Consider the following 13,604-nt stretch of genomic DNA (forward strand, 5'->3'; position numbering starts at 1 on the left):
CAAACCCGATAGATATTAGTATAGGAAAAATACATAAAAAAAGAAAGAGGAATAGATTACGACTATTCCTCATCAATTATGCCTCTGGCGGATGTTGTTTGCTAAAATAAGTTCATTATTTATGTTGATCTTTATTACGAACGCCTACTAGATAACCTCCTAGTGCGATGGCCAATAACACAATCCAGAAGGTTAACTCCCATGCAGTAGAATGTGGAAACTCTACTGGTAAAATGCCCACCTTCTCATGTGACAAAGTTAGCACAACAAGTTTAACACCTACCCACCCTACAATTAAAAACGCAGCGGTTTCAAGCGATGGATAGTCATTTAATATTTTCACAAACCATTGTGCCGCAAATCGCATCATAATAACTCCGATAAATCCACCAAGTAACATGACCATAAATTGACCACCGTTGATGCCACCAACATCAAAGTTACCTACCTCAGGTAAAGTTACAGCAATGGCAACTGCAGCAAGCATAGAATCGATAGCGAATGCAATATCCGCCGCTTCCACCTTAAGAACTGTCATCCAGAAACTAGAGCCCTTTTTCTTAACCTGATCGTTAGACTCTTCTTCTGATTCCTTTTTATAATGCAAATCATATATGTTTTTGGCAGACATAAATAATAAATAAGCTGCTCCCAACGCTTGGATTTGCCAATAATTAACTAATACTGTAATGACAAAGAGTGCTGAGAATCGGAAAATTAACGCTCCGAATAACCCATAAAATAAAGCCTTTTTTTGTTGCTCTTGTGGTAAATGCTTGACCATCACAGCCATTACAACCGCATTATCTGCTGCTAATAGCCCTTCTAATACTATAAGTACAATAAGCACCCAACCGTATTGTAAAATAATTGATTCCATTCAAGTGCCTCCCTCTCAAGCTCTTTATACCAAAAATAGTTTTTACTATACGAGTACAAAAGAAAAGACCTCTGCCCGTTTAAAAAGGCAAAGGTCTCGCTAAGCAAATAAATACCTGACACTTTTTTATCAGTACCTCACTCTATAACTAGTAATTGAATACCTTAGCATAGAGTTGCCTATCACACCCGATGGTAAAAACCATGTATTGACGAATGTGAATCCAGATACATCGTTCGTAACTGTTAGCTACTCCCCTTTGACAAAATGTCGAAGGATTTTCTTCTGTAAACTTATTATAGCACTATCATTTAAGGCTGGCAAAATTATCTTTCCATTAATTCGTTAGTTGAACCAATCGGGCGTTTACGGGCAGTTAATAGCCAGTGACTCCACTGATTGATGTTTCACTTTATCTCAATTTGATAGGTTGTATCTTCTTTATGCGATAAATAGAAATCAATCATCCTAGGCATAGTCTTTATAAAATCGGGACAGGTAATACCCCCCTTTTTCAAAATCGCAACCGCTTCGGATGTATCGAACTTCGCATTCCAAGTTAAATAATCTAAAGTTTCTTGCTCAACACCTAGATTTTTCCGAATCATAGGCACTTGTAAAGATACTCTTGCCAGTGTTAACGGTAATCGTCCCTTAGGATAATGGTTAGTTAATAATTTTACCATCGTACGGTATACTTCCTGCACAGGATGTGGATTTGGATCCGTTAGATGCAAGGTTTTCCCTTCAGCACATTTTTCATCTACTAAATAAGTAGAAGCGTTTACAATATAATCTACTGGAACCACATTGATTGTTGATGTCGATTGGCCAATATACGGAATACAAGGGAGACATTTTAATTTATCCACCATATTTAAAAGGAAATAAGGTCCATCGAATTTAACTGTCTCTCCTGTTTCGGAATGACCTCGCACTATGCCTGGTCGAATAATTGTCAGTGGTATCTCTGATTTTAGATCCTCTACTAGTTGCTCAGCTTCATATTTTGTTTCCTCATAATAGTTTTTAAATGCAGGAGGGCGAATTAGTTCGTTTTCACGCAAAACGCCTTCACGTGTACCTGCCACATACGCCGTACTAAAATACATATAGCGCCTTAAGTTCGGAAGTGTTCGAACAAAATCATTGACCATAGTCGTACCATGCACATTTACCTTCCACGCTATATCGCGTGGTACTGCTAAATCATAAATTGCAGCTAAATGCCAAAATACCTCAATTTGAGATACAATTTCCTGTCCAGCTTGATTTTCTAGACCAAGATTCGGTAATGTAATATCTCCCTCTACAATACGAATAGAACAGTTGGGAAACTCCGCTAATATATTATCTTTCTCTATATTTGCCTTTATTAATTCACCAGCTAAAACAATAGCGATTACTTCCTGTGATTGATTTTTTCGAAATAACTCGCGTATTAATTGACCCGAAATAAACCCTGGAAAACCTGTAAAAAAATGAACTCCCATCTCTTATTCCTCCTGAACTTACCGCATTCTCCTAGTTTCTTTATCCATTAAGCTATAAACAATCGGTACAATATATAATGTCAGCAAAGTTGAAGTTACAAGTCCTCCAATTACTGCAATCCCCATTGGTTGATTCATCTCTGTTCCTTCTCCAATGCCAAGAGCAAGTGGCAACAATCCTAAAATTGTAGTTAGTGCAGTCATTAAAATTGGTCGAATTCGATCCTGTGTAGCAAGTATAATCGCATCGTACGTTGCCATTCCATTGGCTTTTTGTTGATTAATGTAATCTACAAGTACAATTCCATTATTTACGACAATTCCAACTAGTATTAAAATCCCTATAATAGATGTCACTCCAATAAGCGTGTTCGTAACAAACATCGCCATTGTAACGCCAATAATCATTAACGGTACCGTGAACATGATAACGAATGGATATTTGAATGATTCAAATTGTGCAGCCATCACGATATACACAAGCACTATTGCTAGTGCAACTGCTAACATCATATCTTTAATCGCACTATCATAAAGCTCACGATCTCCACTAAAGATCACTTCAGTTTCGGATGGTAAATTAGCTTTTTCCATTGCTCGATCCACTTTAGCTGAAATACCTCCTAATGATTCCTTCGTTTCATAATCGACAAAGAATGCAACAGCTGGCGCCTGATCAGAACGTCTAATCGATACTGGTCCTTCCTTTACAGAAACAGTAGCAATGTCCTCTAGCTTTACAAATAAACCAGCTGGTGAACGAAGCTGCATCGATTTTAAGGCTTCGATACTATCATTAAATACTTGTCCAAAGCCGGTATAGACAGGCAATACAGCACCATCCTCTGCAATTATTTGCGTAGTTAGTTGTCCCTTTGTCATTTGATTGACCGTTTGAGCAATTTGTGCAGGTACAAATCCGTAATCCTTTGCCTTTTCTCGGTCTACTTCTACTTGAATTTCTTTAACAATGTTATCTAAATCCGTAGTTACTTTTGACACTCCATTTACTTTTAATAACTCCTGCTGCACTTTATCAACAGAGCTATGAAGTCGTTGCTCATCTGAATCAGTTAATCTAAACGTTAATGTATTCGGTGAAGAGCCAGTTGACGTTGAGACACTGAAGGCGATTTCAGCTTGTTCACCAAGCTCTGTTTGCAAATCTCGCTCAACCTCTTCTACAAATTCAAAAATAGAACGATTCCGATCTGCTAAAGGGACAAGCTTTACATAGATCTCTGCTTGGTTTGCATTTGTCTGTCCTCGTGATTGTGTCTGCTGTGTACCACCGATAAAGCTAACATATACGTCAACATCTTTCTCCTGTTTTAAGCGTTCTTCAATTTTCGCAACAACTTTTTCTGTTTCTGATACTGCTACACCTTTTTCGAGATTCACACTAATGGATGTAAATCCTTCATCGGTGGGCGGTAAAAACTCTGTTCCAATTTTCGTAAGTCCAAACAACGCAAGTCCAAAACAAACAACGGCTGAGATAAGGACAAGCATTCGGTGACGTAGTACCCAAATAATTGATGATTTGTAGCTTTTGTAGAAACGTGACTCATGACGTTTTTCATAAATATTTGTAGATTTCATTTTCAAAAGACGACTTGCAAGCATCGGGACAACTGTTAGCGCAACGACTAAAGAAGCAATTAAGCTAAAGGAAATAGTTAAAGCAAATTCTGTAAAGATTTGTCCGATTAAACCTTCAATAAACATTACAGGAATGAATACTGCAATAGTTGTGAGAGTGGAAGCAATAATCGCCAGTGCCACTTCCTTTGTCCCTTCCTTAGCCGCTACTAACGAATCCTTGCCAAGACCTAAATGTCGTTCAATGTTTTCAATAACAACGATAGCATTATCAACAAGCATACCGATGCCAAGTGCTAACGCTCCTAATGTCATAATATTGAGCGAGAAATTTGCAAAAAACATTAAAACAAATGTAACAATAACTGAATATGGAATCGCAATCCCAATAATGATAGGGCTTTTCACACTTCGCAGAAAGACAAAAAGTACGAACATCGCGAATAAGCCACCTAAAAGTAATGAAGATCCGATATTGCTAATCGCTAAATCCACATAGTTACCTTGGTCCACTAGCACATCCACAGCGATTCCTTGATATTCCTTTTTCGTTAATAAGTCATTTAAAGTTTCTTTGAAAGCTTTTGATACCTCAGCCGTATTTGCACCCGATTCCTGTAATACAGACATTAAAACTGCAGGGTGCTCATTTGCTCGTGTTGTAGTTATGGATTTTTGCTCCACGCGCTCAACAGTCGCTACTTCTCCAACCGTTAATGCTTTACCATCTATTGGATTTACTGAAACGATTAAATCCTCAATGCTTTCTGGTGAAGTTAACGTACTAACAATACGAGTAGTTAACATTTTCCCATCGGCTGTTAATACCGGTTCACCAGGAAGAGAAACATTGTTCGATTGAATAATTTGAATAATATCTGCTTGGGTTATCCCTTTTTCTACTAACTTCGATTCATCTAGAGTGATTTGAACTTCTTCAATAAGCTTACCGGAAACATTTACACTTGCTACACCTGCTGTTCGACGAAGTTCTTTTTCCAAGTCTTCCGCCAGTAACCGCACGTCTACATTGTCATTTTCCGCACTTAGTGAAAGCTGTATTATAGGAAATTGTGATGGATCAAATTTTAAAAAGCTAGGTTTCTCAGCATCATTTGGTAAAGGAGTCATATCGATGCGTTGTAATATATCGAGCTGAACATCTTCAATATTGGTTGACCAATCAAATTCGAGAACTATTAAATTAGATCCTTCTTGCGAGGTAGACTTTAGTTTTTTTATCCCTGGTAAGGTTGCTAGTGTTGTTTCTAAAGGCTTCGTGATTTTTTCATTAACCTCTGTTGGACTTGCACCAGGATAAGAGGTAACAACGACGCCTATTGGTGGACGTAAATCTGGAATAAGCGTAATAGGTATTTTTAATAATGACACGCCACCTAAAATAATGACCAATAACATCGTAACGATTGTAAAAACAGGCCTTTTAATAGAAAAATTACTAATGTTCACTTTTTACAAACTCCTTTTCCATCTCTTCCCTTCTATGATAACCGAAAAGGAGAATATTTTATAAATTTTGGCATCACCATAGCGTGTAGTTGATTTTCGTTCCGACTGGTGGCGTCCGATGAGCCGCTTGGGGCAACAGATGTTTTTTTGCGCGATAGCGTAGTGCTAACCTAGCAGCAGTAGCACGATGTTGGTCACGGAGGCGTTATCACAGGACGGGATGTTTTTAGCCTTCGTTCCTCTGCCTGCTCACTCTAGGGTCTAAACTGTGACGCTGATCCCCAAGGAGTCGCCCAGTCGGAACAAAGATCAACTTTTATACATAATATACGTTTTAATAAATGCCATCCCTCTTTCCTAGAGGCTTTTCATGAGACTTAAATTTACTAATACTGTATATATTCTACATATAGCACCAATTTTCCTTGTAAAAAAACACGAATCGCAACATGTCGATTCGTGTTTTTTATTATAAAAGGCTATATAACTTAATGTTTTCGTTTTTATCAGCAAACCAACGCATAGCAAATTCGTTTTCAAATAAGAAAACAAGATTATCAAAACGATCTTTTACAAGCATTGAACGACCTGATGACATCGATTCTTTAACATCTTCTTCATTTTCAATCCATCGTGCGATTTTTGAACCAATTGGCTCCATCTTCACTTCAACATTATATTCATTTTTCATACGATGCTCAAAAACCTCAAATTGTAATTGACCAACTGCTCCCAGAACAACTTCTTCGGTATGCAACGTTTTATAATATTGTATAGCGCCCTCTTGCACTAATTGTAAAATCCCTTTATGGAATTGCTTAGATTTCATAACGTTTTTCGCAGTTACACGAACAAATAACTCTGGTGTGAACTGTGGCAATTTTTCAAATTGGAACGTCTTTTTACCACCTACAACTGTGTCACCAATTTGATAAGTACCTGTGTCATATAAACCGATAATATCACCAGCAACAGCTTCATCTACAGTTTCACGATCATCAGCAAGGAATTGTGTAGATTGTGTCACTTTGAATGATTTACCTGTACGAGATAAAGTCATGTTCATGCCACGCTCAAATTTACCAGATACGATACGCACAAAGGCAATACGGTCACGGTGAGCAGGATTCATATTCGCTTGAATTTTGAAAATGAAGCCTGAAAACTCATCATGCTCAACTGGATCAATAAATTGTTCATCCTCAGTAATTCGAGGCTGTGGTGTCGGTGCAAATTGTAAATATGTTTCAAGGAATGTTTGCACACCAAAGTTTGTTAAAGCAGAACCGAAGAAAACAGGTGTTAATTCACCACGACGAATTTTTTCTTCAGAATACTCATTACCCGCTTCGTTAAGCAACATGATGTCGTCCATTGCCTGTGAATAATAAGAAGTCACCTTCATTGGATGCTCGACTGCAAGTTCCCCATTATCATCAATTGGCAAGAAACGTTCTTCTTCTTCAGTACGGAATTGCTCGATACGTTTATTGTAACGATCGTAAATACCTAAAAACTCTTTCCCCATACCGATTGGCCAGTTCATTGGGTATGCGTTAATGCCAAGTACCTCCTCAAGCTCTTCAATCAGCTCAAGTGGCTCCTTCCCTTGACGGTCTAGTTTATTGATAAAAGTAAAAATCGGAATACCACGCATTTTACAAACTTTGAACAGCTTTAAAGTTTGTGCTTCAATACCTTTGGCAGCATCCACGACCATGACAGCACTATCCACCGCCATTAATGTACGATACGTATCCTCCGAGAAATCTTGGTGACCTGGAGTATCCAAAATATTGACACGTGAGCCATTATAATCGAATTGCATAACTGAAGAAGTTACAGAAATCCCACGTTGCTTTTCAATTTCCATCCAGTCAGAAGTTGCAAACTTACCTGATTTTTTCCCTTTTACTGTACCGGCATCACGAATCGCGCCACCAAATAGTAAAAGCTTTTCTGTAATCGTCGTTTTCCCAGCATCAGGGTGACTGATGATGGCAAAAGTTCGACGCGATAATATATCTTTTTCTAAATTTAAATTCATCTCGTCATTCTCCTTTTTTCATACTTAATAATAATAAAAGAAGACTTGCCTTTCGTACAACCTTTTTACATGAATTCTCAAAAAAAGAGGTTTTATATCAAATGTTTTGAGTAAATACTGAACAATTAGAATAGAACCCAAAAGAAAACCCTTTAGCTGTAACTAAAAGGGTTCACTAAATGTCTTGAATTTATCACATTGTTGCATGTATGGCGGTCACACATTCAAGTAGGCTCTAGCATCCAGCGCTAAGAACAGCTTGATTGCAGATAATAGATATTATACGAATTTTAAACGGCCAGCTTCTATTGCAATTTCTGCATCACTATGAGGATATTTTGTATTCTCAATAATTTGATAATCTTCATGACCTTTACCAGCAAAAATAATCATATCTCCTGGTTCAGCAACCTCAATCGCATGACGCACTGCCTCAGCACGATCTCCTATACATGCAAAATTTTCATGTAGCATCCCTTTGGCAAGATCACCTGTTATACTATCGTACTCTTCATAGCGTGGGTCATCTGTCGTTAAAATAACGTAATCAGCGGCTGAAGCCTTTTCTGCCATTGCAGGACGTTTCGATTTATCACGATTACCACCTGTGCCAACTAGGAAAATAAGCTTGCCTTTTTTATATGGTTGGGCTGAAGAAATCGCTTTTTCAATTGCGTCAGGTGTATGTGCATAATCAACAAAAATCTGCACTGGTAAATCTGAGCAAACTTTCTCCATACGGCCCTTTACTGGTGGTAATTGCTCAATTTGCTCAATGATTGTTTCCATTGAATAACCACGACCATAAAAAGCAACCATAGCAGCAAGTACATTGTATATATTAAATTCCCCAAGTAAATTCATTTGCACATGGTATATTCCCTCTGACATTTCGACGTCAAAAGATGTCTTGTAATCATGATACTCACAGTTAATAGCACGGAAATCAGCTGTTTCATTATTTAAACCATATGTCCATACTGGAAATGGTGTCATCGCTGCATAGCGTTCCGACCAAACATCGTCAGCATTTAACACTACAAATTTATTCTTTTCTAAGTCTTGTCCAAGTTGAGAGAATAATAAGCCCTTCGCATGGCCATATTCCTCCATCGTACCATGGAAATCAAGGTGATCATGTGACAGATTTGTAAAAATAGCTACATCATACTCTACACCAGCTAGACGTCCAAGTGTTAAACCGTGCGAAGATACCTCCATAGTCATTAATCGACAGCCTTCCATTTTTGCACGGAAAATCATTTGTTGCGTGGACAAAGCATCACTCGTAGTATTTGCAGATTCATATAAAATACCATTTAAATTAAAGCCGATAGTTCCTGTTAATGCAGATTTCTCACCCATACCATGCATTATATTTTGAATAATACCGGTTACTGATGTTTTTCCATTTGTACCCGTCACGCCAATCATTGTCATATCCTTAGACGGATAATCAAAAAACTTTGCAGCTAGTAGGCCAACTGCTCGGTCTGTATCTCTCACAATGACCTGTGCAATCGTTTCTCCTAATGGTAATTTTCGCTCAGTCACAACGATCGTTGCGCCACCTTCAACAGCTTTCTGTGCATAGTCATGACCATCTACTGTATAACCTTTTATACAAACAAACATACTATTTGGTTGCACACTTCGTGAATCAATCACAATATCACTTACTTGGTCAGGTAATACTCCAATTATTTTTTTCAAAGGTAATGCACTTAACAATTCCTCTGCATACATTTCATAGTCCTCCAATCAATCTCTACACTCATTTCATCACTTGTCGTTTTTTTCGACAAAAAATGACAATATGAATACCCCCACATACTATTGAATTTATTTTACTACTTATTCATCCATAAATAAAATGCCTCTTACGACGTTTTTTCGATGAAAACGCTATCATTTCAATATAAAGTTAATAATTCGTCGAAATTTACCTTCCTACTCAAAAATCGGCATGTATCGACAACTACAATTCATATATATGCTGGTAGATGTTATATCGGGAGACTTGTATAAAATATAGTGATACTGTTAAAAAGGCGGAGGTGTCTATAATCTTAATTACCGACACCTCCGTTTCACTATTTCATAATATTTCGTACAAGCTTCACTTTTTGTTTATACGGAGGAAAGAGAATATTCGTCTCTAACTTAGAAGATTTTTTTAATATAGATTTTGGGTGCGTAAAGTTTTCAAAACTCGCTTTCCCATGGTACGCTTTTACTCCTGATGATCCTACACCGCCAAATGGTAAATGTAAATTTCCAACATGTGTAATCGTATCATTAATACATCCGCCACCAAATGGTAATTCCTCTAAGAAGTACTGAATAGCCTTTTCATGTTCTGAGAAAAAATATGCCGCTAAAGGCTTTGGTAACTGACGAATTTGGTGAATGGCAAGTGGCAAATCACCATACATCATCACAGGTAAAATTGGACCAAATAGTTCATCCTGCATTGAAGGATTTGACCATTTCACATATTCAATAATTGTAGGCTCAATATATAGATCATCTCGGTCTGTTCTACCACCAAACGTAATAGCATCACGTTCTTCCGTAATAATTTGCTGTAAGCGATCAAATTGTCTTAGATTCACAATACGGCCGTAGTCAGGGCTTTTTAATGCATTTTTACCATAGAAGGAACGAATAGTTTCTTTCAATAACTTCATAAATCGTTCATAGACATCTTTATGGACAAGGACATAATCTGGTGCCACACAAGTTTGTCCAGTATTTGTAAATTTACCCCAAGCGATTCTTTTCGCAGCTACTTCTAAATTGGCTGTTTGATCGACAATTGCAGGACTTTTCCCTCCAAGTTCTAAGGCAATCGGTGTTAAACGTTCTGCAGCTGCCTTTGCAACAACCTTTCCAACTGCCACACTCCCTGTAAAAAATATATAGTCAAAGGATGCATGAATAAGTGCCGTCACTTCTTCTTTTTCTCCTTCTACAACACGCACATAGGAAGGACTAAACGTTTCTTCAATTATTTTTTTAACAATTACTGCTGTGTGCACAGATGTTTCTGATGGTTTTACAATAGCCGTATTGCCGCCAATAATCGCACCGATTAATGGCTCCATGACAAGTTGGAATGGATAATTGAATGGGCCAATAATTAATGTCACTCCATATGGCTCTCGAACAATAAAGCTTTTCCCCATCTGATATTGAATTGGAGTTTTTACTGCTTCTGGCTTCATCCATTCTTCAACATGCTTTACCATATGAGAAATACTATCTAAAACAATACCAACTTCTGTTGCATATGCCTCAAACTCACTCTTTCGTAAATCTAAATGTAAAGCATTCAAAATTTCTTTTTCATATTTTAAAATTGATTTCTTCAGATTTTTTAATTGTTCTTTTCGAAATTTTGTACTCTTAGTCGCTCGTGAAAAATAAAATTGACGCTGCTCCGTAATCATATTCTCAACGTCTTGTGGCGTAAAATTCATATTAAAGCACCCCTTATTTTAAAAATGGCATACATAGTTTTTTCATTTCGAAACAAACTATCTTTGTCTATACGATACAACATTGACAGCAAAAATTCCTCTTTCTTAAATTATTACTGATCTGATGATGAAATGAATGAAGCTAAGATGGTTTGTGATTTTGGGAAATTTACAACTACATATTGAAAAATTGAAACGGGGGCGTAGATGAATGACAGCAACAACAGGAACTTGGTGGGAGTCTATTTTTTCTGGACCATTAGCACACGGTATTAGTGAAGAAAAATTATTACTTTTGCAAGATGAGGCTTTCTTATATCTCTCTACAACACCGCTTGAGAAAAAAGAAGAGCTTGATACAGATTGAAAATAGCGCATTATAGGAGGTTATTTCCTATAATGTGCTATTTTTTTGACTTGATACTTGGAGTTAATTATTTTAATTCTCATCGATCGCCTCTTCCAATGAAAAAGGCGATCTTCCGCTAAAGAATGTAGATGATTAAACTTCTACTGATGAATGGCTTTGTCAAAAAAAGCTTTTGCTGCATCCCCAATATGCTCTGAAACTGTAGGATGTGGGAAAATCATATTTGCGAGAGTATGAGCAGTGCCACCAGCATTTTTAGTAGCTAAAATAGCATTTAACATTTCTGTTGCCCCATCAGCAACAACACATGCTCCTAAAATACGTCCTTCCTTTTTCGTCGCAATAACCTTTATAAAACCTACTGTATTTCCTTCCATTAATGCCTTAGGATTTGTCCGTAAAGGCATTTGAGTCACCATATAAGGTTCTTTCACCTGCTCTTCTAGTAAACCAAACGTCGCAATTTCAGGATGTGTATAAACACAGCGAGGAATCAATGTTTGATCAATCAGTGCTGGCTCATTTCCTAAAATATGATCCACAACATGACTTCCCTCTGCACTCGCTGAATGAGCTAGCTGGTAACCACCCACTAAGTCGCCTATGGCATAAATGTGTGGCTGACTTGTTTCAAGATGCTCATTGACTGCAATCAATCGACCATCGAAAGCTAGACCTAGTTGCTGAGCGATTTCTGTATTTGGGCGTCGACCTGTTGCAAATAATAGATTTTCATATGTATAAATTCCTTTAGATGTATGAATTTCATTGCCATTAAAATGCTCGAATTGGAAATCTGTCACAAGCTCAATACCAAGCTTTTTCATCTTTTCGCGAATAACTGGGCGTGCGTCCGGCTCTTCTGTCTGTAAAATGTCCTCACTATGATTTAGCATCGTCACCTTCGTTCCAAGTGGTGCTAGGCTAAATGCCATCTCCACAGCGATCACGCCACCACCGATAATTGTTAACTGCGTTGGCAACTCTTCAATATCAAAAAATGTATCCGTTGTAAAATATGAAGACGTCTCTAGACCTTTAAACGGTGGGACAAATGGTTTACTTCCTGTCGCTAAAATGATATCCATTGCAGTAAAGGACTCACTTCCAACAGTTACAGTTAAATCTTTAGCTACTGCTGCTTCTCCTCGATAAAAGGTAATTTGATTGCTCAAAATATAATCCTCAATATTCGTTAAAAGCTCGTCGATAATAGCATCTTTACGTTTCATCAATCGCGGAAAATTTACATTTACTGTAGAAGTTTCAATGCCCCAGTCATTACCACGTTTTATTTCCTGAATAAGCTTACTATGCTCCAATAAAATTTTCGAAGGAATACAGCCGACATTATAGCAAGCTCCTCCCACTTTATCGCGCTCCACTAAAGCTACCTTCTTGCCGCTTTTTGCTGCATGAATGGCTGCCACATATCCCCCTGGACCTGCACCAATAATTGCAATATCAAATTTTTCCACGAAATTCACCTCATGACCACCATATCATTTACAAAATTTGAATGCAATGTCATGGAAATTACAGTAAATTCTAAGATCCTTTGTCCACTCCATCGTCTACTGCCGTAAAAAAAGTCATTATATCGTGAATGAGAATGCCGATTTTTTTAACAGAAGACCCTCCTGAAAAAAAAACGAAATACAAACCATCAGCGCGAAAAAGTCCCTCACTATTCATTTTGAACAATGAGAGACTTTATTTTCTATGCAGATACCGATAAACATTTTTGCCATATGGATCGAAAGGGTATCGCTCGGCTCCGCGGGTATTCGCTTTGCTTCCGCGGGTATTCGCTCCTCTTCCGCGGGTATTCGCTTCGCTTCCGCGGGTATCGCTCGGCTCCGCGGGTATTCGCTTCGCTTCCGCGGGTATTCGCTCCTCTTCCGCGGGTATTCGCTCCTCTTCCGCGGGTATCGCTCGGCTCCGCGGGTATTCTCCCTGCTTCCGCGGGTATTCGCTTCGCTTCCGCGGGTATCGCTCGGCTCCGCGGGTATTTGCTCGGCTTCCGCAGGTATTCGCTCCTCTTCCGCGGGTATTTGCTCTGCTTCCGCGGGTATCGCTCGGCTCCGTGGGTATTTGCTCCGCTTCCGCGGGTATCGCTCAGCTCCGCGGGTATTCGCTTCGCTTCCGCGGGTATTCGCTCCTCTTCCGCGGGTATTCGCTCCTCTTCCGCGGGTATTCGCTCCTCCATAGCTGTCAACTTAAGAAAAGAAATGTGTATTTCTTTCAAAAAGTTGGTATA

At 38.3% G+C, this 13,604-nt stretch carries 8 protein-coding genes; 1 reads left to right on the plus strand and 7 read right to left on the minus strand.

Annotation, left to right across the window (positions count from 1 at the left end; translation table 11 throughout):
* Positions 1 to 115: 115 nt before the first annotated feature.
* From QRN68_RS25945 to QRN68_RS25970, 6 genes are all read right to left on the minus strand, one after another.
* The gene (locus QRN68_RS25945; RefSeq protein WP_285400269.1) at positions 116 to 880 is read right to left on the minus strand and encodes a TerC family protein; all 765 of its coding nucleotides are present in this window, start codon (positions 878 to 880) and stop codon (positions 116 to 118) included.
* 407 nt (positions 881 to 1,287) lie between these two features.
* Positions 1,288 to 2,373, minus strand: a complete 1,086-nt coding sequence (locus QRN68_RS25950) for an SDR family oxidoreductase (protein WP_285400271.1) — start codon at positions 2,371 to 2,373, stop codon at positions 1,288 to 1,290.
* An 18-nt stretch (positions 2,374 to 2,391) separates the two neighbouring features.
* Complete coding sequence (locus tag QRN68_RS25955) at positions 2,392 to 5,445, minus strand: efflux RND transporter permease subunit (protein ID WP_285400272.1); 3,054 nt, start codon at positions 5,443 to 5,445, stop codon at positions 2,392 to 2,394.
* Between the two features lie 469 nt (positions 5,446 to 5,914).
* Positions 5,915 to 7,492 (minus strand): peptide chain release factor 3, encoded by a 1,578-nt coding sequence (locus QRN68_RS25960; RefSeq protein WP_285400274.1) that lies wholly within the window; start codon positions 7,490 to 7,492, stop codon positions 5,915 to 5,917.
* Between the two features lie 279 nt (positions 7,493 to 7,771).
* Positions 7,772 to 9,238: a UDP-N-acetylmuramoyl-L-alanyl-D-glutamate--2,6-diaminopimelate ligase gene (locus QRN68_RS25965; protein ID WP_285400275.1), complete on the minus strand. Its 1,467-nt coding sequence runs from the start codon at positions 9,236 to 9,238 to the stop codon at positions 7,772 to 7,774.
* A 347-nt stretch (positions 9,239 to 9,585) separates the two neighbouring features.
* Complete coding sequence (locus QRN68_RS25970; protein ID WP_285400277.1) at positions 9,586 to 10,974, minus strand: aldehyde dehydrogenase; 1,389 nt, start codon at positions 10,972 to 10,974, stop codon at positions 9,586 to 9,588.
* Between the two features lie 211 nt (positions 10,975 to 11,185).
* Between QRN68_RS25970 and QRN68_RS25975 the strand changes: the two genes are divergently transcribed.
* On the plus strand, positions 11,186 to 11,341 hold the full coding sequence (locus QRN68_RS25975) for a hypothetical protein (protein ID WP_285400278.1): 156 nt from the start codon (positions 11,186 to 11,188) through the stop codon (positions 11,339 to 11,341).
* A gap of 143 nt (positions 11,342 to 11,484) precedes the next feature.
* On the opposite strand, the gene lpdA is transcribed toward QRN68_RS25975, so the two are convergent.
* A complete protein-coding gene (lpdA, locus tag QRN68_RS25980) occupies positions 11,485 to 12,822 on the minus strand; it encodes a dihydrolipoyl dehydrogenase (protein WP_285400279.1) in 1,338 nt (445 codons plus the stop codon).
* Positions 12,823 to 13,604: the final 782 nt, after the last annotated feature.

Origin of the sequence: Lysinibacillus sp. fls2-241-R2A-57 (assembly GCF_030209535.1) — a bacterium.
GTDB lineage: Bacteria > Bacillota > Bacilli > Bacillales_A > Planococcaceae > Lysinibacillus.